This window comes from Lederbergia citrisecunda (assembly GCF_018343695.1).
In the GTDB taxonomy this organism is placed as follows: domain Bacteria; phylum Bacillota; class Bacilli; order Bacillales; family Bacillaceae_C; genus Lederbergia; species Lederbergia citrisecunda.
Genome location: NZ_JAGYPJ010000001.1, coordinates 3,060,990 through 3,081,804 on the forward strand (window position 1 = coordinate 3,060,990; position 20,815 = coordinate 3,081,804).

General features: G+C 37.9%; 21 protein-coding genes. 5 read left to right on the plus strand and 16 right to left on the minus strand.

The genetic code is table 11. The annotated features are described in order from the left end of the window. Positions 1–6 precede the first annotated feature (6 nt). From KHA93_RS14955 to KHA93_RS14975, 5 genes are read right to left on the minus strand one after another with little or no spacing between them, the layout of a single operon-like run. Positions 7–1,104 (minus strand): polysaccharide deacetylase family protein, encoded by a 1,098-nt coding sequence (locus KHA93_RS14955; protein WP_213111461.1) that lies wholly within the window; start codon positions 1,102–1,104, stop codon positions 7–9. A 36-nt stretch (positions 1,105–1,140) separates the two neighbouring features. Then, complete coding sequence (locus tag KHA93_RS14960) at positions 1,141–2,136, minus strand: N-acetylglucosamine kinase (RefSeq protein ID WP_213111462.1); 996 nt, start codon at positions 2,134–2,136, stop codon at positions 1,141–1,143. Between the two features lie 45 nt (positions 2,137–2,181). After that, on the minus strand, positions 2,182–2,646 hold the full coding sequence (locus tag KHA93_RS14965; protein ID WP_213111463.1) for a RidA family protein: 465 nt from the start codon (positions 2,644–2,646) through the stop codon (positions 2,182–2,184). A gap of 27 nt (positions 2,647–2,673) precedes the next feature. After that, complete coding sequence (locus KHA93_RS14970) at positions 2,674–4,278, minus strand: N-acyl-D-amino-acid deacylase family protein (protein WP_213111464.1); 1,605 nt, start codon at positions 4,276–4,278, stop codon at positions 2,674–2,676. 12 nt (positions 4,279–4,290) lie between these two features. After that, positions 4,291–5,379, minus strand: a complete 1,089-nt coding sequence (locus tag KHA93_RS14975) for an alanine racemase (RefSeq protein ID WP_213111465.1) — start codon at positions 5,377–5,379, stop codon at positions 4,291–4,293. Between the two features lie 196 nt (positions 5,380–5,575). On the opposite strand from KHA93_RS14975, the gene KHA93_RS14980 reads away from it, so the two are divergent. After that, positions 5,576–7,276, plus strand: coding sequence for a M3 family oligoendopeptidase (locus KHA93_RS14980; protein WP_213111466.1), 1,701 nt, complete (start codon positions 5,576–5,578; stop codon positions 7,274–7,276). Between the two features lie 186 nt (positions 7,277–7,462). On the opposite strand, the gene KHA93_RS14985 is transcribed toward KHA93_RS14980, so the two are convergent. From KHA93_RS14985 to KHA93_RS15010, 6 genes are all read right to left on the minus strand, one after another. Beyond that, a complete protein-coding gene (locus KHA93_RS14985; protein WP_213111467.1) occupies positions 7,463–8,167 on the minus strand; it encodes a pseudouridine synthase in 705 nt (234 codons plus the stop codon). Between the two features lie 67 nt (positions 8,168–8,234). Further along, the gene (locus KHA93_RS14990; protein ID WP_213111468.1) at positions 8,235–8,969 is read right to left on the minus strand and encodes a polysaccharide deacetylase family protein; all 735 of its coding nucleotides are present in this window, start codon (positions 8,967–8,969) and stop codon (positions 8,235–8,237) included. A gap of 21 nt (positions 8,970–8,990) precedes the next feature. Beyond that, positions 8,991–9,725: a twin-arginine translocase subunit TatC gene (gene tatC / locus KHA93_RS14995; protein WP_213111469.1), complete on the minus strand. Its 735-nt coding sequence runs from the start codon at positions 9,723–9,725 to the stop codon at positions 8,991–8,993. A gap of 6 nt (positions 9,726–9,731) precedes the next feature. Beyond that, the gene (gene tatA / locus KHA93_RS15000; RefSeq protein WP_213111470.1) at positions 9,732–9,947 is read right to left on the minus strand and encodes a twin-arginine translocase TatA/TatE family subunit; all 216 of its coding nucleotides are present in this window, start codon (positions 9,945–9,947) and stop codon (positions 9,732–9,734) included. A gap of 36 nt (positions 9,948–9,983) precedes the next feature. Continuing rightward, on the minus strand, positions 9,984–11,699 hold the full coding sequence (locus KHA93_RS15005) for a GMC family oxidoreductase (protein WP_213111471.1): 1,716 nt from the start codon (positions 11,697–11,699) through the stop codon (positions 9,984–9,986). A 32-nt stretch (positions 11,700–11,731) separates the two neighbouring features. Further along, positions 11,732–12,502, minus strand: coding sequence for a gluconate 2-dehydrogenase subunit 3 family protein (locus KHA93_RS15010; RefSeq protein ID WP_213111472.1), 771 nt, complete (start codon positions 12,500–12,502; stop codon positions 11,732–11,734). A gap of 465 nt (positions 12,503–12,967) precedes the next feature. On the opposite strand from KHA93_RS15010, the gene KHA93_RS15015 reads away from it, so the two are divergent. Together KHA93_RS15015 and KHA93_RS23570 are read left to right on the plus strand one after the other, a co-directional pair. Further along, positions 12,968–13,981, plus strand: a complete 1,014-nt coding sequence (locus KHA93_RS15015; protein ID WP_213111473.1) for an LLM class flavin-dependent oxidoreductase — start codon at positions 12,968–12,970, stop codon at positions 13,979–13,981. 85 nt (positions 13,982–14,066) lie between these two features. Next, positions 14,067–14,687 carry a phosphatase PAP2 family protein gene (locus tag KHA93_RS23570; RefSeq protein WP_213111474.1) on the plus strand — a complete coding sequence of 207 codons (621 nt, stop codon included), beginning with the start codon at positions 14,067–14,069 and terminating at the stop codon, positions 14,685–14,687. A 41-nt stretch (positions 14,688–14,728) separates the two neighbouring features. On the opposite strand, the gene nagA is transcribed toward KHA93_RS23570, so the two are convergent. Then, entirely contained in the window at positions 14,729–15,865 is a 1,137-nt protein-coding gene (gene nagA, locus KHA93_RS15025; protein ID WP_213111475.1) for an N-acetylglucosamine-6-phosphate deacetylase, read from the minus strand. A 14-nt stretch (positions 15,866–15,879) separates the two neighbouring features. Beyond that, complete coding sequence (locus KHA93_RS15030) at positions 15,880–16,878, minus strand: asparaginase (protein ID WP_213111476.1); 999 nt, start codon at positions 16,876–16,878, stop codon at positions 15,880–15,882. A 156-nt stretch (positions 16,879–17,034) separates the two neighbouring features. On the opposite strand from KHA93_RS15030, the gene KHA93_RS15035 reads away from it, so the two are divergent. Then, positions 17,035–17,160 carry a small acid-soluble spore protein P gene (locus KHA93_RS15035; RefSeq protein WP_213111477.1) on the plus strand — a complete coding sequence of 42 codons (126 nt, stop codon included), beginning with the start codon at positions 17,035–17,037 and terminating at the stop codon, positions 17,158–17,160. A gap of 195 nt (positions 17,161–17,355) precedes the next feature. Here the strand turns inward: KHA93_RS15035 and KHA93_RS15040 are convergent, their stop codons facing one another. The 3 genes from KHA93_RS15040 to KHA93_RS15050 are packed head-to-tail and all read right to left on the minus strand — an operon-like array spanning position 17,356 to position 19,237. Continuing rightward, positions 17,356–17,547: a hypothetical protein gene (locus KHA93_RS15040; RefSeq protein WP_213111478.1), complete on the minus strand. Its 192-nt coding sequence runs from the start codon at positions 17,545–17,547 to the stop codon at positions 17,356–17,358. A gap of 11 nt (positions 17,548–17,558) precedes the next feature. Beyond that, positions 17,559–18,770 carry a hypothetical protein gene (locus tag KHA93_RS15045; RefSeq protein ID WP_213111479.1) on the minus strand — a complete coding sequence of 404 codons (1,212 nt, stop codon included), beginning with the start codon at positions 18,768–18,770 and terminating at the stop codon, positions 17,559–17,561. Continuing rightward, a complete protein-coding gene (locus KHA93_RS15050) occupies positions 18,767–19,237 on the minus strand; it encodes an RNA polymerase sigma factor (protein WP_213111480.1) in 471 nt (156 codons plus the stop codon). Before KHA93_RS15050 ends, KHA93_RS15045 begins: the two co-directional genes overlap by 4 nt. A 210-nt stretch (positions 19,238–19,447) precedes the next feature. Here KHA93_RS15050 and KHA93_RS15055 point away from each other — a divergent pair, with 210 nt between their 5' ends. Continuing rightward, positions 19,448–20,755 (plus strand): alkaline phosphatase family protein, encoded by a 1,308-nt coding sequence (locus tag KHA93_RS15055; RefSeq protein WP_213111481.1) that lies wholly within the window; start codon positions 19,448–19,450, stop codon positions 20,753–20,755. The last annotated feature ends 60 nt before the right edge of the window (positions 20,756–20,815 follow it).

The following is a 20,815-nucleotide window of genomic DNA, read 5'->3' on the forward strand; positions in this document are numbered from 1 at the left end:
CAAACCTTAATTATCAAGTTCAATAACAGAATCCCAACCAAGTTGGTCACACATTTTTTCTAATCTACGCATTTCGCGGGTGGCTGAAATTTTGGTACAGCCTAATTCAATTGCTTTCTTTGCTGTCCAACGAAGCAAATAAACCATAGCATCTGCTTGAGCTTCTCTTGTTGCAAAGTCCAAAAGAATGAGTTCATTATCTTTTCTTGCGATTCGTGCATAGCCCCAATATTCATTTGCCATAACCCAACCTACAAACAAATCTCGGTCCTCAGTTAAACCGTTTACTGTAAGTGGTTCTGATAACTGGTTAAGCCATTTATTTTCAGAATCCATCCCAGTAGGAGCTTGGGCAATTCCCCATTCCATAGACTGCTGTGCTAATATTTGAAGTTCTTCTTTATTTTTTACTACTTGCCAAGTCTGGATTGTGTGTGTGATCTTTTCTGGAGTTGGAACATCGATTGAGATCTTCCAAGTTCTCTCTGAAGGCGTCATATCCAAACCAGTCAATATTTCAGATACTTTGACAGGCTTCAAGCCTTTCTCACGGCCCTTGCGAATTAAAGCTTTTAAAGAACCAGGTGTACCTTTCGCTGCATCATTCGCATGAAAAACGACTATTGCGCCGTTTTTGAAAAAAGGTGTTACATTCTCAATAATTTGTTCTGATGTCAACCCCGCCCAATCTCCGGAGTCGTCACCTTCGATATCCACATATCCCAGTTCAGATAGCCAATCCAAGTTTTCCTCTCTAAAGCTTAAATACGGAAACCTCATAAATGTTGGACATGATTTTCCAGTTGCTTCTTGATACGCCAACTCAGTTTGCTTAATTTCTTCTAAAAAGACATCTTTAGGTATTTCAGCCATCCTTCTATGATAATAAGAATGTGGAGCAAGCTCGTGGCCTCTTTCAATGATCATTCTTGCTTTATCAGGATGTCGATCAATCCACTCACCTGTAAAGAAAAAAGTACCGACTGCCCCACATTGCTCTAACGCTTCTAACCAATTTTCCAATGGAACATGATGTGGTCCATCATCGAAAGTAAGAGCAAAATATGGGTCATTCATATTCCCTCTGAAAATTTGACTAACCATCTAAACTACCCCGTTTCTAAAGTTGTAATTGTTAACTTATGCTTTTATTTCTTTATGATAATCAATTTTATAGGATTCAAATTTCTCATAAACCTCATCAGCCACTTCAATTCCTAAATGATCCATCGCTAAAAGAACCGAACCATAAACGGGTTCAATTTCAGGAATGACGAGTGTAATATCTTTATTTTCTTTTTCAATAGTTGTTTTTAGTGAATCTAGTAAATACGGATCTCTTCCTTTTTGGAATACAGAGCCTACTAATACGATAGGAACATTTTCTCCTGCAAAGCCACCTAATCTCTTAATGACGGAGTTGGCTGCAATCCCTAACTCTTTTCCTGTTTCTCTTAAAATTCGAATGGCGACTTCATCGCCTTCGTTAGCAGCTTCATGAAGAACGACGGTCAACCTTGCAGTCACCCGATAAATTTCGCGGTCCAAATAGTCATTTACAAGCTGTTCCATATTTTCAAAACCGAAAAACTCAGGTACTTTTTTCGTTAAAATAGTAGGACCTTCTCGGAATTCCCAAGATCTAACGGCTGCACGAAACGTTTGTTGTGCCATGTCGGCTCCTCCAGCCCCATCGCCATATAGATATCCCATTCCACCTGTTTGAATGATCATTCCATCTTTATTTCTTCCAGCAGCATTCGTTCCCGTTCCGCAGACGAGCACCACGCCGGTATTCGTTTTACTGCCAATTCTAAGACCTTCATACGTGTCACAAACTAAATCCCAAGACTCAAATGGTAAAGTTTCAAGTGCAGGCAATAGGATGGAGAAATCATATGGTCGATCGGCACCAGCTAGCCCAAATTGCGCAAAAGAAATATCGCTATATTGTAGTCCAGCCATCTCTAATGCTTGATCAATCGATTCTTTTATATTTTTTAACGTACTTTCTATGCTGTGACCTTGATGATTTCCTCTTCCAGATAATCCTTCTCCTACCTTGTTTCCATTTTCATCAGTAATCACTGTGTATGTTTTCGTTCCGCCCCCATCAACACCCAATACATAACGCATCGTGTATCTATCCCCTTCTGTTTTTATTTATTTATACTTAGCATTTCAATCACGAACTTCTACAATCAATTCAATTTCAACTGGTGTATGAAAAGGAAGTTCGCTCGTACCAATAGCTGAACGTGCATGCTTGCCATTTTCACCAAATACCTCTACTAATAAATCAGACGCTCCATTCATTACATATGGTTGATCCGCAAATCCAGGAGCACTATTAACGAATCCAAGTAGCTTTACAATTTTCACTACTCGATCCAAATCTCCTAAATGTGCCTTTATTACGGCTAGACAATTGATAATTGTTTGACGAGCCGCTTCCTGACCTTGTTCAGTCGTCAAGTCTGGGCCAAGTTTACCCGTATACATTAATTCTCCATCAATTCGGCAATCCTGCCCGGAGGTATAAACTAAGTTCCCCGTTTGATTACATGGAATGTATGAAAATTTTGGTTCACCCGGAATCGGTAATGTAATCCCTAGTTCTTGTAATTTTTGTTCAATTTTTGACATATAAGAATCCCCTTTCAACTTTTATACTTAATGGTTACAACAACTACTTGAAGGTATGAAAACACCTTCCCTTACGTTCGTATGCACTCCATTTTGCATCGTCATTTTTCCATTCACCCAAACATAACTAATCCCATTCGGGTAGTTTTTGGGATTTTGATACGTTGCCTCGTCTTGGATTGTGTGTGGATCAAACACAACAATATCCGCCGCATAGCCTGGAACAATTAGTCCCCGTTTCCCCAAATTAAAGCGCTTAACAGGAAACGATGTAAGTTTCCGGACAGCTTGTTCCAAGGATAAAACGCGATCTTCTCTAACATATTTCGCAAAAATTCTTGGAAATGAACCATACAGTCTAGGGTGAGGTTTTCCCGTGTCACAATGTAAACTATCGGATGCAATCAAAGAGTTATCCCATTTCACGACTTGTCTAACATCGTCATCTGACATAAGAAAATAAACAATAGAAACGTTCCCATTTTCCTCTAACAATAAATCAAGCATACAGTCAACGGGATGAATTCCTCTCATCTCACTTATTTCTGCAATGTTTTTTCCTTCTAAACTACGATTCTTCTCAGTTTGTACAGAGGAAATCATGACGTTGTTCCAGCCAGTTGAACAGACTAAATTATCCCAGTCATCCTGCTCTCTACTTAATTCATCTTTAATTTTTTCACGAATTGTTTTATCCCTAAAACGGTTAAGTGTTTGTTGAACTCCGCCTTCAAGCACCCACGGAGGAAGTACCGTTAACAGCATAGTTGAACTTGCCGAATATGGATACACATCACAAGTTACATCAAGGCCTCTTTCCCTAGCGTCCGTAATGATTTCCATCGCGTCTTGAACTAATCCCCAATTCCTTTTCCCAGCTGCCTTCAAATGGCTTACATGCAATGGGACACCCGCTTTTTCGGCAATCCAAATCACTTCTTTTATAGAAGGAATTAAGTTATTTCCTTCACCCCTAATATGGGTGGAAAAAAGACCATTATACTTTGGCAGGACTGAACATAATTCTGCAATCTCTTCCTTTGAAGAATAGCTGCCTGGTGCATATAAAAGTCCAATGGATAAGCCAATCGCCCCAGCCTTTAACCCTTCTTCAAGCAGTACCTTCATCCGCTCGATTTCTTCTTTTGTAGCCGCTCTTTTGGCAAAACCCATCACTAAAATCCTTAATGTCCCATGGGCAACATACGTAGTAATATTTTCAGCAGGTCGTGCCTTTCGAATTGTAGCCACGTACTCCTCAACCGTATTCCACGACCACTCAATTCTTGAAGAGCCGATGACGGGTTGAACATATTCTTTAAGCAAATGCTTGTATTCACCAAAAAAAGGAGCAGGAGAAAGTCCACAATTTCCAACTACTTCTGTTGTTACACCTTGCTGCAGCTTAATTTCGCTATTAGGGTAATTTAAAATCATTAAATCTGAATGGCAATGTCCATCGATAAAACCTGGTGAAATCACTTGTCTTTTAGCATCTACTACTTGATAAGATTCTTGGTCTATGGAACCTACCTTTACGATCATTCCATCTTTAATTCCAATATCACCATAAAACCAAGGGTTGCCAGATCCATCCACAACTTTACCGTTCTTAATTAGACAATCGAGCATTATTCACACACCTTATGAGAGTTTTCCACGAGCGTAAACGATTTTTTCTTTGAATTGGTCGTCATCTTTTAGGAAAACCTTGTCATGTAAATTGACTGTGCTACAAATATGGTTTGGAATGACATGGACGATATCCCCAACCTTAAACCTATCCTCTTTGTTAATTTGGATCATGCCATGTTCTTCCGATAATCGTTCGAAAATGGCATGAGGAGCTTCAATTATATGCCCGAATCCTTTTAAAAATAACGGATCACTATTTGGGCCAACATCTGTTGCAAACGTCTTACTACCACCATCAATGATTATTAAGTTGTCTGAAGGACGACTGACAACTGTTGCTCGAATATAGGCTGCACATTCTTCAAGTGAACATGAACCTAATTCTGCCTGCATCCGGTCATAAAAAACGTATGTACCAGGTCGTACTTCTGTAATTCCTTTGACCATCGCTGCATATGGAGCCGTAGGGGTGGATCCAACGCTTATATCTCGTACCTGGATTCCTTCATTTCGCATCCGCTCAGCCAGATCAACCATTAATTGTCCTTCTTCAATACCGGCTTTTTCCAACTCTAATGTTGGTCTTCCATTCATAAAAAATCCTCGATACGTATAAATCCCTTGGAACTCTATATTGTCCATATTTTGCAGTTCGGCAGCGAGCTTAATCGCATCATCATATAGGACACCCGTTCTTCTAAAACCGATATCCACTTCAAGCCTAACTTGAATTACGATTTGATGACGTTTCGCCACCTCTGAAATTATGGTAGCCCCTTCAAGACTATCAACACCAACTATGAGATTGATAGACTTACTCAGATGGGCAACCCTTTCAATTTTTGACTCGGTGACAATCGGATACGCGATAAAAATATCATGAATGCCATGCTGGGCCATCACTTCCGCTTCCCCTACCTTTGCCACTGTGATTCCATTGGCTCCGGAAGCAATTTGCCTTTTAGCAATGTCAGGAATTTTATGAGTCTTTGTATGGGGGCGAAGCGATACACCATTTTTCTTAGCGATTTCGGCCATCTTTTCAATATTTCGTTGCATCTTTACTTCATCAATAATTAAACTTGGAGTATCAAGCATGTGGATCCTCCTATCATTAAAATTTGAAAGCCCTTAAATTTGTTATAACATATTTTGTGAGTATATGGGTAAAAATAATTTTTAAATTTTATATAAAAAGCTTTAATATATAAAAGTGTATTATTTTTTTATGAAAGGATTTTTCTTCACTTTTATAGAAGTATAAAAGGATTGAAAATTTAGTGAGGTGCTCATAATGACAGTAAAATTTGAAAACTACAAGTATACCAGACCTAATATTGACGAATTTGAATTAACTTTTAATGCTGCCCTTGAAAAGTTCAAAAATGCGGTAAATGTGGAAGAACAAAGTGAAGCGATGAATAAAATAAATGAAATCCGTAATGATCTAGGGACGATGTTCAATATTTGTTATGTTAGACACACGATTGATACAAATGATGAATTTTACAAAAATGAAAATGATTATATGGATGAAATTACTCCTATTATAGAAGGTTTCACTTCTAAATACTATGAAGCACTAGTTTCCTCAAAATTTCGTTCTGAACTAGAAAATAAATGGGGAAAACAATTATTTGATTTAGCTGAATGCCAACTTAAAACTTTTTCTCCAGATATTATTCCGCTATTGCAAAAAGAAAACAAGCTTTCCTCTGAGTACACAAAGCTTGTTGCATCCGCAAAAATAATGTTCGAAGGGGAAGAAAGAACTCTTGCAACGATCGACCCATTTATGGAATCGAAAGATCGGGAAATGAGAAAAAAAGCAAGTGATGCTAAATTTGGTTTTTTTGCTGAGCATGAAGAGGAATTCGACCGGATTTACGATGAGTTAGTAAAGGTAAGAACAGAAATCGCGCAAAAACTAGGATATAGTAACTTTGTTGAACTTGCCTATTATCGTATGACCCGTACAGATTATAATGCAGAAATGGTTGCAAAATTCCGTGATCAAGTGAAAGAATACATCGTACCACTAGCATCTAAATTACGTAAACGTCAACAGGAGCGAATCGGTGTTGATCAATTAAAATTCTATGATGAAGGATTTAAATTTGTTTCTGGTAATGCAACTCCTAAGGGTGCACCAGAATGGATTATCAATAATGGTAAGCAAATGTACTCAGAGTTATCGAAGGAGACAGATGAATTCTTCACTTTTATGAATGAAAATCACCTTATGGATTTAGTTGCGAAAAAGGGAAAAGCAAGTGGCGGCTATTGTACATATATTGAAAACTATAATGCGCCATTTATTTTCTCCAATTTTAATGGTACTTCTGGAGATATTGATGTTTTAACACATGAAGCGGGCCATGCATTTCAAGTCTATTCAAGCCGTGATTTTGAAATTCCTGAATATAGCTGGCCAACGTATGAAGCTTGTGAAATCCATTCAATGAGTATGGAATTTTTCACATGGCCGTGGATGGAATTATTCTTTCAAGAGGAAACAAATAAATACAAATTTGCACATCTGAGTGGAGCACTATTATTTTTACCATATGGTGTTGCAGTTGATGAATTTCAGCATTTTGTCTATGAAAACCCTAAAGTAACTCCTGCTGAAAGAAAGCAAGCATGGAAAAAAATTGAAGAAAAATATTTACCACATCGTGATTATGATGGAAACGAATATTTAGAGAATGGTGGAGTTTGGCAACGACAAGGTCATATTTATGAATCACCATTTTATTACATTGATTATACACTTGCGCAAATTTGTGCATTTCAATTTTGGAAAAAATCACAAGAAAATCATGAAGAAGCATGGAAAGATTACATTCACCTATGTAAACAAGGTGGTAGCAAATCCTTTACTGGCTTAGTGAAAGAGGCTAATCTGATTTCACCATTTGAGGATGGTTGCGTAGCATCAGTCATTGATACGATTCAGGCATGGCTAGATCAAGTCGATGATAAAGCACTATAATAATTACAATAACTATTTAATTAGATTGTTTTAATAAAACTCCTAAAGTGAAGTTGAATTAGGGAAACTACTTATGTCCCTATCCTTCTAATTTAGGAGCTTTTCTTATATTTGCTACTCTTCTAATCTATAGTGTGCATTAAACTTTTAAAGTAAGATTTAGTATCCATCCCCAGATTCTTACCTTTATATTCTTGATTTAAACTTAGTTACTTCTTCCTCACTCAAGTCTCTCCACTTCCCGATTGGAAGATTATTCAAACTAATATGCGCTATCCGTACTCGCTTCAGTTTGACTACTTTATAGCCAAAATGAGAGCACATTCTCCTGATTTGGCGGTTGAGACCTTGCGAAAGAGTAATTTTAAAGCTACGATCATTTATTTTTGCAACCTTGCATTTCTTCGTTGTTGTGTAAGCTTTTTTTACTGGATTAAATATCTTAACACCATTTACCATGCCAGTAATAAAATCAGAAGTGATCTCTTTATTAACGGTTACAATATAATCTTTCTCATAATGATTTTCTTCTCGTAAAATTTCGTTCACTATACTTCCATCACTAGTAAGTAAAATGAGGCCTTCTGAGTCTTTATCAAGTCTACCAATGGGAAAAATCCGCTCTGGATGATTGACAAAATCGATAATATTCCCTTCTATATGCTTTTCGGTCGTACAAGTGATTCCTACCGGCTTATTCAAGGCGATATAAACATCTTGTTGTTTCTTTGTTAATAGTTTACCCTCTACTTCTACTTTATCCTCTGGCCCAACTACAAGTCCTAAAACGGCAATTTCACCATTTACCTTTACTTTTTTCTGGGCAATTAATTCATCCGCTTTTCTTCTCGAGCAAAGCCCTGTTGAGCTAATATAGTTATTTAGACGCATATAAGCCCCCTGTTGACATTTTGTAGAAATAATAATAAATGAAAAAACACGCCCATGTCAAAGCGTGTCACTTATTATCTACCAACTTTGCAAAATCCTCAATTGTAGTCGAGTACTTTACGTAAAGCCTCGGTAAAAGATATCGTTCATCTTGTATTCCCTTTTCGATAAAAGGTTCTGGAATGGTTGTCAGTCCAAAGGAGTAGTACTTTTTTGTTTCTGCTAATACTTTGTCGTTGTATAATCCATACGGATAGGATAGTGCGATAACTGGATGGCCCGTAATACGTTGAATTTTTTCTTTCGATACCTTCAATTCATATTCATAATCTTTTATCTTCCTCAAATCCGGATGATTGGCAGTATGAGACTGGATTGAAAATAAACATGAATCTGCCATCCTTTTTAACTCCAACCACGATAAACGATTTGAACGACCGACAAAATCGGATATGACAAAAATGGTCCCCTTCGGTTTAAAATGATTCGTCTCTAGTTTTTTAAAAATAGCAAAGGCATTTAAATTGTTTTTATACCCATCATCAAAAGTAATAAAAATAGGTTTATCAATGTTTTTCGCATCATTCCACTGCTCGAAAGTTAATAAGGTAAAGCCATGGTCCCTCAAATAAATCATTTGCTTCTCGAAATTTGCCGGACTTACATATAAATCTTCAACACCATGGCCTTTAAATTCATCAATGGAATGATATATCAATATAGGAATTTTCCGCTCAGCCGAAACTGTTGAAGGAAGCATCAAAATAAAAATACATAAAAGAACTAACGCAAGCTTCTTCATATGAATTCTTCACTCCTGATGTTATACTTGCGGAATTCGTTCTTCCTGAATATCTTTTCTTTCTTTATTTTGAAAAACAAACTTTGAAAGGGCGATGCCGATTTCATATAAAATGAACAACGGAAACAACACAATTAATTGTGATACAAAATCTGGTGGCGTAATAATAGCAGAAACAACCGCCATGACCACATAGGCATATTTTCTTATGTTTGATAATTGGCTTGGGGTGACGATATCAACGGCTGTTAAAAACATTAGAACGAATGGAACTTCGAATAAGAAACCCATCGGAATGGTTGTCATTAAAAGAAAGGAAAAATAGCTTTGAGTCGTAATCATCATCTCAAAATTGTTAGTGCCTAGTCTCATTAGAAACTGATAAGCAAAGGGAAACACTACGAAGTAACCGAATGAAAGTCCACTTATAAAACTAAGAAGCATAGCTGGAATATATTTAATCGCATTTTTACTTTCCTTCTCTGTCAAAGCTGGCTGGATAAAACGCCAAAGCAAAAAGCCAATAAAAGGGGCAGACATGCCTAAACTTAAGCTGCCTGCAATCCCTGTGTAAAAACGAATAACATCTAATGGCCCGAGCATCGTCAATTTTTGACTTTTTGTAATGACTGGAATCATTTGCTGAATAAAAATAATAAAGATAGCGAAGCAAATGATGAAAAAAAGACCAGAATAAATAATCACTTTCCGTAAATCTCCCAAATGTTCCGTTAACGCTTTTTCTTCATCCATCATGATCCCTCACTTTTTGACTGGATCCGTTGCCTGCTGAATGACTTCTTCTGCTTTTTTCTCCGTTTCATTAGAGCTCATAATTTCATTTGCGGATTTTTTAAACTCGGATAACGTCTTTCCAAAAGCTGCTCCTATCTCCGGAAGCTTTTTAGGACCAAACAAGATTAACGTAATAATTAATATGATAATTAAACCAGGAACTCCTATTGATTGAAAAAACATATATATTCTCCTTTCTTCTACATGAAAGCAAACTTTTTATACGAGTTGTCCACCAGTTTTACTATACTTTTGTATTCCCTCCGCAGCTCTATAGGCGAGCGCCCCCAATGTTCCAGTTGGATTGTAGCCACTATTATGAGGGAAAGAAGATGCGCCAACGACAAACACATTATCAGCGTCCCACATTTGTGAAAAGTTATTCACTGCTGATGTAGCTGGATCTCCTCCCATGACGACTCCACCGACATTATGGGTTGTCTGATACGGAACAATATTGTAATCTTGCAGTGCTCCATAATTCGTAAGCGTATCTGCGCCCATTTCTTTCATCACTTTATCACTTTTAGTATTTAAATAATCGTTTAATTTACGATCTTGCTCCGTAAAGTTATATGTCATCCGCAACAGAGGTACGCCGTACGCATCTTTAAAAGTTGGATCCAAATCAAGAAAGTTGTTGCGATGTGGCATCGAAGCCCCTTGAAACCATGCATCAATCGTTCTTGTATAATATCTAATGGATTTTTGTTTGAATTCTTTTCCCCATAATGGTGTACCAGGGGGAACCGGATTACTTGCGATCGGCCGAAATCCAGATTGACTGACGACAAAAGATCCTCCATGAATGAAATCGACATCGCTATGATCAAAATTGTCGCCATTAAAATCGTCCACCACTTGGCCAAGAGCACCTGCACCCATATATGAATTAAAACGTTCCTTTTCAAAAAATCCTGTTGTCCCTGGATTAAGTTGATAACAATAGTTTTTTCCAATCACTCCTGCCCCTGTTTTCGGGTCATATGGCTTTCCTAGATTTGAAACGAGTAGAAGCTTCGCATTATTCATTACATAACTCGTTATGACAACAACATCTGCTGGCTGTATCACTTCCTCGCCTTTGACGGTGTCAATATACCTCACACCCGTAGCTTTTCCACCTTTATGAAGGATTTCAACGACATTGGCGTGTGTTCGCAATTCAAAATTCCCTGTTTTGGTCGCAGTTGGAATGACCGTTACATTTGGAGAAGATTTTGCTCCATATTCACAGCCAAAGCGCTCACAAAACGCACAATATTGACAGGCATTAAGCTGCTCACCATCAGGGTTTGTATAGGCTTGGGATAAATTTCCGGCTGGTAATGCAAAAGGATGTAAATTTAATTTTTTTGCTGCATCCCTAAACTTATTTGTCATTACTGTATTTTTCAAAGGAGGAGTTGGATAGTCGCTGCTTCTTTTACCTCCTAATGGATTCGGTTCACCAGAAATACCGCATGTTTTTTCAAACTTATCGTAATAAGGCTCGAGTTCATCATACGTAATGCCCCAGTCTTGGATGAAATAGCCGTCTTTAATTTTTTTCGCACCGTACTTATCAATCGTTTTCGTTTTAATTTCAAAATCATATGGTAAAAAGCGAAACGTATGTCCATTCCAATGAACACCTGCCCCACCCACTCCGGAACCTAGTAAAAAAGAACCCAACTGCCTCATCGGCAATGCACGTTGGTCAGGTTTATTCCGAAAAGTGATCGTCTCCTTTGATACATCTTGCATTAAATCATAGCGAATGGCATATCGCAGCTCATCGTGGACCATTGAATAATCGGCTGTATCTCGATTACCCCCACCTCTTTCCAATCCAACAACCTTTAAACCGTTTTTTGTACATTCGGCTGCTATAATCCCACCAGCCCAACCTACTCCGACTGTAACAACATCTGTTTTCGGTAAAGTTTTCGCCACTTTATTCTTCCTTTCTCGATTTACATATAGTGTCATTTGCCATGTGAAGGCATGTGGGCGTGAAGGCTAACTGGCTCAATTTCCAAAAAGTCTGTTGCTTCAATTTTGTCTAAATAGCTCATTTGATTACCTGGAAAGCCCTTCATTTTCCAACCAGCCATATCTCTGTTTCCTCCGTAAAGAGGATCTGCATAGACACCTTCTAAAACACCCATTCGAAACAAAGTAAAAAAGTCGCTAGATGTGACTCCTTCCATCGGAACATCACCTTTTTCAAACGCTGCTAACACTTCATCCTTCTCTTGATCTGTAAGTTCAGTGAATCTTTTATTATATTTTTGCTGGCTGTACGCTTTTATTTTTCCGATTCCCTGAGTAAAAATCTCATTTCTTTTTAAGTGAGATTGGAACCCCTGTGTTTCGATTCCCGGATAGAATGGCCCCATCATATAATCTCGAGCATTATGCCCCCAAGCTCCAGCTAACTGATGATCAATATAATAAGGAACATCCAAATCTATAGCTCCTGGACCTAGGTCATCTGCTGGAAATATTCGTTCTGAGGCTTCAGCGAGAACATTAAAATCTTCAGGATTTGAAAAATACATCATTGCTTGTGTAAATCGTTCTACTTCTCCTTTTTCCGGAGGGGCAGCACCTTGATTTTTATTAGTCGGCCTTAAAACCTGCTGAGTAATCAATCCTCCCAATACTCCCCCACCAATGGCTCCACCCGCAACATAGCTTCCTTTTCGAATAAACTCTCGGCGCGTCATTTGATTATTTCCTTTTTGTTCACTCATTACATAACTCCTTTCTCCAAAGTGTTGAAGTTATTATTTACAAAAGAAGGAATAATACACATAATCAGGATTAAAAAAAGAAAAGTGGTAGCGCCTTACTCGTTGACGTTTTAACAATAGAAACATGCCGAGCGAAAATAGAGTTCTCATGAACGGCAATAAAACCTGATTGAACGGGAATAGAAACCACTTGAACGAGAATAAAACACTGTCCAACGGGAATAGACGCCACTTGAACGGGAATAAAACCCAATCCAACGGCAATAGAAAGCGAATGAACGGCTTTTGAAAAGATGAATAGACAATTCAAAACCAATCATTGGACTGAATGGAGGAATCGGCCTATCATTTATTTAAAAGCAAATGGTGTGTTAATACCCATTGTGGATTTCGTTACCATATTGATAGGAGCGAAAATCAACATACAAATTTAACAACGCCAAAAGTTAACTAAGGAGTGAGAGAATGACTGGCCATCGAAAATTGTTTAATGACATTCCCTTATCTGTTCTTGATTTGGCTCCTATTAAAAAAGGAAGCACTGCGGAACAGTCCTTTAAAAATAGTGTAGAGTTGGCACAGCGTGTAGAAGCTCTTGGATTTAATCGTTATTGGCTAGCGGAGCATCATAATATGCCGGGGATCGCTAGTTCTGCTACTTCCATCCTGATTGGTCACATTGCAGGTGAAACAAAGAGAATTCGAGTGGGGGCAGGCGGCATTATGCTACCTAATCACGCATCACTTGTCGTCGCTGAACAGTTCGGTACACTGGAATCTTTATACCCAGGACGAATTGATCTTGGTTTAGGTCGGGCGCCCGGCAGCGATCAAGGAACTGCATATGCACTTCGACGAACTTTAGGTAGAGGAGCGGAGGAATTTCCGCAGCAAGTAGAGGAATTACAAGCATATTTTGAACTTAATCCTAATGCCCAAGTTCGCGCTATTCCAGGTGAAGGTTTGAATATTCCAATATGGCTCCTAGGTTCCAGCGGTTTTAGCGCACAGCTTGCGGCTCAAAAAGGCTTGCCTTTTTCTTTCGCTAGTCATTTTGCCCCTGATTATGTTTTGCCAGCGTTAAAGATATACCGTGAAAACTTTAAACCTTCGGCTGTTCTTAATAAGCCGTATGCAATGCTTGGCATCAATATCATCGCTGCAGATACGGATGAAAGAGCACTGTGGCTGTCAACCTCACAACAGCAGCAATTTTTAAGCTTAATCAGAAATCGTCCAACGCAATTGCAACCACCCGTTGAAAACATGGAGGATGTCATGTCTCCAATTGAACGTGCACATATTGAAAAAACGCTCGACTCTCGTTCTACCCTTGTCGGTAGCTATGATACAGTGAAACGAAAACTGGAAGCCTTTATCAAAGAAACGGAAGCAGATGAAATTATAATAAACTCACAAATCTATTATCAGGAAGATCGATTACGCTCTTATGAAATCGTCGCAGAAATGATGGATTGAGGTCTTCTTTGTTCTGGAAAAGTTGACATGTAATAAAGCAAAAATATAAAGTGATAAAGAACTTTCCAGAACGGAGGATTATCTTGTGGCAAAAAAGATTTTTTTGATCATCAGTTTAATAGTATTTTTTGGACTTGCTTTTTCATATGATCTTGCATTTTTTAGAAAAATCGATGTCAATACTCTTGAGTTTTTTGAAGGAATAAGAACTACGTTTTTAAATAGATTCTTTTACTTTTTCACGGAATTAGGATCTAAACACTTTATCATCCCACTTTCAGTAGTAGTGTTAATTTATTTAATCCTTAAGAAGAAATATCTGGAATCTACATTTTTAATCTTAGCATTCCTAGGAATGACCGGCTTAAACCACTTATTGAAAGGATGGATTCATCGTGAGCGTCCCTCCCTTAATCCCTTGATTCACGAAAGTGGCTATAGCTTTCCAAGCGGACATGCGATGGGTTCAATCGTAGTATTTGGATTCCTATTTTATTTGTTTCTCTATATATTAAAAATGGGCCAGAAGCTCTATTATGTATGGTTGACTGTCACCATTGCGCTCATCGTTCTTATTTCGATCAGCAGAATGTATTTAGGTGTACATTACCCAACTGACATCATTGCTGGACTTAGTGCGGGATATGCGTATCTATGTCTCATCATTCTTCCTTACCAGCTTACATCTAAAAGAAAAAATAGTTAAAGCAAAGGCCGCTATCTACTCGTGAGATAGCGGCCTTTCAATTAATTCATTTTTCCTTCTATCATTGTCCATATAACATTGTAATTAGAATCTAGCATAACGAGGTCTGCGTCCATTCGTGGAGCAATTACTCCTTTTGTATTCATCCCTAAAATAGTTGCAGGTGTCGTTGCTGCCATATAAACGGCATCATGTAACGGAATTCCACTTTCCACCGTTTTTCCCAATGCTTCATTCATTGTGACAGTGCTGGAAGCGAGTGTTCCATCAGCCAATCGTGCTTCTCCATTAGCCACTGTAACGTTATGTCCCCCAAATTTATACTCTCCATCCCCCATATACATGGCTTGCAACGCATCTGTAATTAAGACAACCCCTTCCGGTCCTTTAATTCGATGCATAAGGCGAACGATGGCTGGATGAAGATGTACGTGATCGACAATAGCTTGAAGGCTTACATGCTCCTCTTCAAAGGCAGCTACAACAAGTCCCGGGTCACGGTGATGAATTGGGCGCATTCCATTAAAGCAGTGAGTGACATGACTCGCCCCCTTCGAAAAGGCTTCCTTTGCTTCTTCGTACGTAGCATCTGAGTGGGCAATAGCAACAATAATTCCCTTATCTTTTAAAAACTCCACCATTTCAATCCCACCCGGTAATTCTGGCGCAATGGTTACCATTTTAACGAGGTCACCCGCTTCAGATAAGATTTCCTTCATCTCATCAATATTGGGATGGCGTAAATACAACTCATTTTGCATTCCTTTTCGCTTTACATTTAAATACGGGCCTTCCAAATGAATACCGGCAATTTTAGCTCCCTTTTCTGTACCGATAACGTTTTTAACATTTCTGATCATGAGCATAAGATCTTCTATTGATGATGAAACAGAGGTTACAAGAAAAGAAGTGCAGCCTGTTAAAGCACATGTTTTGGATACTTCAAGGATGCTTTCTTTTGTTCCGTCCATCATATCGAATCCATTGGCGCCATGAATGTGGACGTCAATCATTCCAGGGATTAATAATTGCCCCTTTGCGTCGATTACTTCGTATTGTTCAGGAATCTTAGAAGTCGTTTCGTGATCCACCTTTTCAATTATTCCATCTTCAATCCATACCACGGCTATATCATTAGATGTTGCAACTCTTGCATTGATAATGACTTTTTTGTTCACCCTATCTCCCCCACTTATAGAGTAAATTTCTCCTTTACTTCTCCCACAATAATTCCAGCATCATTTTTTATGACGGTAGGTCTAATGTTTCGTAAAGATGATATTGTTTCTTTATTGCTATAGCCGATTTGTTCAAGAATGGAAGCTAATACATTTGGCCATACATCTTCAGATCCTGTTAAAACTTTCAAAGCAAAGCCAATTCTTTCTTTCTTCAAACCGAAGCAATATACTCCTTGCGCTCCACCTTTAGCCACAATATTATCGTCTCTAAGTAAAACCGAGCAGACAAAATCTTCCGATGCCACAATATTAGGATGGAGATTCATGACGTTCGTCATTTTTTTGACCGCTTTTTGCATGTTTTCATCCTTGATTAAATCTGGACATGCTAATTTTAAGTAAGTAATGGCCATATTTTTTAATGGGATTGCAAACACAGGCACCCCGCATCCGTCAATTCCCGTTTTTATCTTTGATTGTGGAACTTCTGACAGTTCCGAAAGAATACCTAATATTTTTTGCTGAAGAGGATGAGTTTCTTCCCAATAGCCTTCTACAGGAAAGCCAAGCTCACGACACATCGTCACAAATCCTAAATGTTTTCCAGCACAATTATGGTACAGCCTTCTTTTACTTTTCTGCTCCCTGATCATCGCTTCTTTAGGAGCAGCGTTTAATGGAAGAGAAGCTGGACAAAAAAGTTCTTCCTCTTTTGCAGGAAGTTTCTTTAATAATGATTCCAAAGCAGCAATATGATATGTTTCACCACGTTGTGAAGCTGTGAACAACGCCGCCTCTTCATCTGTTATATTGTATTTTGAAATAATATCTGATAAAAATATCGGGATAGCTTGTATCGGTTTGGCAGCAGAACGAAAATAAACATATTGCTCTTCGTTGCCTACTTGATAAATAGATTGAAGCTGGTCATTGACCCCACAAATAATCCCATTATGAATATTTTCAACTAAACCGTTTCGAGTTTCTTCAATAAGTACTTCATATTGCATCGTAAATTACGTCCTTTCTGTATAGAGACTCAATTGCACTATATCACGAGATTGAAGCGTTTTCCACTTGAATAAATCCAATTTTACAGGGCAAATTATGAACTGCACAGTACCCTTCTGTGTTAATAAGATAAAACAAACGGAGGCTATTCATCCATGAGTAATAATCCTTCCAAATCTAAACAAAATCAATCGAGCCAGCCGAAGCCATTAAGTGGATCCCACAAAGTAAAAAATCAAAGCCATACACGACAGAAGAAAAATAGTAGTCATGATATGTAATTAGACAATCATTAGGCGCCTGCCTATTAACGACTTGCAAATGTTCTATTCCACCAAAGTCGCTCTTTGACTTTGAGTGGAATAGAACATTTGACCTCGAGCCGATGGCTCCTGAAACTGGACAATAATATTTTCCTAATGATGTCTACAATATTTCCACTTAATAATTTCTAAAATAACAACAAAAACCATGATCTAGTTAAGATCATGGTTTAGCTCATTTAATTGACATAAGCTACTTTGCTTTTTTCTTACAGATTTTACTGTAGACAAAGATTGTTCAGTGGAAAGCATTTCATTTTTCTTTTTCAACAATCTTTGAGTTTCTGACTCTTGTTGAAGTTCATAAATTCTTTGCTTAGCTTCCGTTTCTAAGAAGAAAAACATTTTGATACCTCCTATAGGGAGAGCTCGCCAATATTATTTAAATAAGATGATTTTTCATCCTTGGTTTTGTTTCTTTCTGTAATTTCTCCGTCATTTAATCTAAGAAGGTTTTGTAGACTCCCCTTTAATTTTTTATTTGAAACGATGATTTCGCCCATCAAATCAATTGCTACTATTTTTTCTTGTAGCACCTCCGAATCAACGTCCTCATCTAGCGTAAGCTCACCTCTTACAATGAAGTTTGAAGGCTCCTTTAAAGCTAGAAATTGGTCGTTTGACCATTCCTCTTCATTTTCAATTAAGATGAAGGATTTGTCGTACGCTAGTACTTCTGTATCCAAGAGGCTGCATAATTCGTATATGATATCCTCAACGTCCTCGTGACAAATGATAATTGATGATGAATGGATTTTTGAAAAAGCATTCGAAAGAGCTTCTCGGGAAACGTCAGCATCAATCACGATTGGTCTCCTCGTCATGATATTTTTATTTTTAAAACGGCGAATCGACCGACTATTTAAGCGAAGTTGACTCTCAACCAATTCGAAGCCTGCAGGAATGACTTCAGCAGGTGATGTCGCAAGTGAGGCCATTTTTTTATATAAATAAGCTTCTTGTTCTTCATGAATAATAATTTTTCCGTGAACTTCCATATTACTAATTTTTTCATTAAATAAATCCACATTAAGATCAGGGGAAAATGTGAGAAGTCCATTCACGACTAAATATTGCTGACTTTCTAGAGATTGAAGAAATGAATTGGATAGTGTAAACTTTCCATTCTCAATACGAGGTGGTTCTCCTGGATAAGTAGTGACATTAAGCTCACCATCAGCAAAAAGGTTACTTACAGATCCTGAAAGATGTGCTGGACTGTATACTTTCCCATTCAAAATAAAGTGGAATAACTCCTTTTTTATTTGATCTGCTTGCACATTTTTATCAATAATGACAATTCCGTTTATGAACAGCTTTACAGGTTCTTGGATTGACTCTATATAAGCTTGATCAATGTTCAATATTCCATTGAAAAAGGCATATCCATCCCGAATTGATACGGTCTTTCCAATATTCTCAATATTTAAAGCTGATAAAAGATGAGCGTTTTCCTTCTTATAGATAACAAGCCCTACATTATCAATCCCTTCAATTCCTTGAATGCTTTCCTCAGTTGCGTTTGTTAAATTTAATAATCCTATATTTCCAATTCGCTGTTTCATCATTTTCTTTCCTCCATTTCTATTATGTGTCGCAAGCGTTTGATCGCCATATGAAGCTTATACCTTATCGTCGAAGGCGGGAGTCCTAGTTGCTTCCCAATTTCCTTGCTATTTAGTCCTATCCAGTACCGTTTAAAAACAATATCGCTTAATTCTGCTGGAAGATGTGATAATAGCTCTGCTATCTCGATATGATTTCCGGTATATGCTGGAACAGATATATCGAAATCCTCTTCCCATTCTGATAAACGATTTTCTTTTCTTCGTTCATCAATGAGTTTGTTTTTCATGACGCGGTAGAACCAAGCTTTCTGTTTGTATTCTGGTAAGCTAAAAAGTTCGGTTTCTTTCAATGACTTCATTACGGCATCTTGGATAAGGTCGTATGCCTCATGCTCATGCCGAGATATCGATAAAGCAAATCGATGAAGATCAGTTTTTAACTTTTCATATAGATCACTCGCTTCCATATGGCTCACTCATTTCGTCATTTTTTGCTGGAATAATTGCTTTCGTATAGATAACGTTTGGCATCTAAAAAGTGTTGGGAAAAAAATATTTTTATTTTAAAAGTTTAGTAGACACGTTTTCGATTATATCCATAATTATTCATTATTAATTGGCAATAGGCTATAACTAGCATTATGATGGAACTAGATATATTTTTACAGGAGGTACTCATGACGCGTCTTACGGATCATTTAATCGTCATTTCATTTGATTGTCTTTCAGCATTGGATTTTCCCCTACTCGAGGATCTTCCCAACTTTCAGGAACTATTAAATAAAGGATCATATTGTAAACATGTAGAGACTATTTACCCATCTGTGACGTACCCGTGTCACACATCAATCGTGACTGGAAAATTCCCTAATCGACATGGTGTCATTAATAACACCTTTCTTCAGCCCGGAAATCCTTCTCCTGACTGGTATTGGCATCGATTCCATATAAAAGGGACAACTCTTTATGATGAAGCGAAAAAATCTGGCATGAAAACGGCTGCTTTATTATGGCCCGTTACCGCAAAAGCAAATATTGACTACAATATGCCAGAGATTTTTTCCAATCGTCCTTGGCTTAATCAAATTGCTGTTTCATTAGCAAATGGCAGTGTTTTTTACCAAATCGATATGAATAATCGTTTTGGGCATATTCGAAAAGGTCTCAGTCAACCAGAACTCGATGATTTTGTATTAGAGTCTACTGTCCATACAATTGAAACGAAAAAACCAAATTTATTGCTTGTCCATTTCACCGACCTTGATACGCAGCGACATTACCACGGATTTTCCTCTGAGGAAGCGCAGGCTGCCTTACAACGCCACGATATACGGTTAGGTAGAATCTTACATGCACTTAAAGATGCTGGAATTTATGAAAATTCTACAATCGTGGTTCTTGGAGATCACAGTGCTTTAGATGAATCAAAGGCAGTGAAATTAAATGTCCTTTTGAGGGAACAAGGTTTTATTGATGTGAATGAAAAAGGAAAAGTCGCACATTGGAAAGCATATTGTAAAAGTTGCGACGGCTCTGCCTATATATATGTACATGACATTAATGACACGGAAACGAAAACACGTGTAGGTGAACTATTACAAAATCTATCGCAGGATGAAAATAACGGAATAGAGTTCGTCCTAACAGGTGAAGAAGCAGGAAAAAGAGGTGCCGACGAGAAAGCAGCTTACATGATCGAGGCGCGAAGAGGCTTTTATTTCCATGAACAATTAGAAGGAGAGTTTATTGATTCGATCACGAAAGAAGATGTAGAGGAACGAAGGTATACAGTCGCTTCTCATGGTTATTCACCGAAAAAGGAAAATTACGAAACTGTCATCATCGCTGCTGGGAAAGGAATTCAAGAAAAAGTAAATATTCCTTCCATGAACCTAGTGGACGAAGGACCCACTTTCGCAAAATTGCTAGGTCTTGATCTGGGAGATACTGATGGAAAAATCGTAAAGGAAATGTTAATTTTGTAAAAATTCCAACATTCTAATCCGCTATTCTAGTACAATAAGGATATAAAAAAACAAGGGGGG

Coding starts and splice junctions, on each gene's coding strand:
- KHA93_RS14955 (WP_213111461.1), bottom strand. CDS start 1,104: ATGGTTAGTCAAATTTTCAGAGGGAATATGAATGACCCATATTTTGCT.
- KHA93_RS14960 (WP_213111462.1), bottom strand. CDS start 2,136: ATGCGTTATGTATTGGGTGTTGATGGGGGCGGAACGAAAACATACACA.
- KHA93_RS14965 (WP_213111463.1), bottom strand. CDS start 2,646: ATGTCAAAAATTGAACAAAAATTACAAGAACTAGGGATTACATTACCG.
- KHA93_RS14970 (WP_213111464.1), bottom strand. CDS start 4,278: ATGCTCGATTGTCTAATTAAGAACGGTAAAGTTGTGGATGGATCTGGC.
- KHA93_RS14975 (WP_213111465.1), bottom strand. CDS start 5,379: ATGCTTGATACTCCAAGTTTAATTATTGATGAAGTAAAGATGCAACGA.
- KHA93_RS14980 (WP_213111466.1), top strand. CDS start 5,576: ATGACAGTAAAATTTGAAAACTACAAGTATACCAGACCTAATATTGAC.
- KHA93_RS14985 (WP_213111467.1), bottom strand. CDS start 8,167: ATGCGTCTAAATAACTATATTAGCTCAACAGGGCTTTGCTCGAGAAGA.
- KHA93_RS14990 (WP_213111468.1), bottom strand. CDS start 8,969: ATGAAGAAGCTTGCGTTAGTTCTTTTATGTATTTTTATTTTGATGCTT.
- tatC (WP_213111469.1), bottom strand. CDS start 9,725: ATGATGGATGAAGAAAAAGCGTTAACGGAACATTTGGGAGATTTACGG.
- tatA (WP_213111470.1), bottom strand. CDS start 9,947: ATGTTTTTTCAATCAATAGGAGTTCCTGGTTTAATTATCATATTAATT.
- KHA93_RS15010 (WP_213111472.1), bottom strand. CDS start 12,502: ATGAGTGAACAAAAAGGAAATAATCAAATGACGCGCCGAGAGTTTATT.
- KHA93_RS15015 (WP_213111473.1), top strand. CDS start 12,968: ATGACTGGCCATCGAAAATTGTTTAATGACATTCCCTTATCTGTTCTT.
- KHA93_RS15030 (WP_213111476.1), bottom strand. CDS start 16,878: ATGCAATATGAAGTACTTATTGAAGAAACTCGAAACGGTTTAGTTGAA.
- KHA93_RS15035 (WP_213111477.1), top strand. CDS start 17,035: ATGAGTAATAATCCTTCCAAATCTAAACAAAATCAATCGAGCCAGCCG.
- KHA93_RS15040 (WP_213111478.1), bottom strand. CDS start 17,547: ATGTTTTTCTTCTTAGAAACGGAAGCTAAGCAAAGAATTTATGAACTT.
- KHA93_RS15045 (WP_213111479.1), bottom strand. CDS start 18,770: ATGATGAAACAGCGAATTGGAAATATAGGATTATTAAATTTAACAAAC.
- KHA93_RS15050 (WP_213111480.1), bottom strand. CDS start 19,237: ATGGAAGCGAGTGATCTATATGAAAAGTTAAAAACTGATCTTCATCGA.
- KHA93_RS15055 (WP_213111481.1), top strand. CDS start 19,448: ATGACGCGTCTTACGGATCATTTAATCGTCATTTCATTTGATTGTCTT.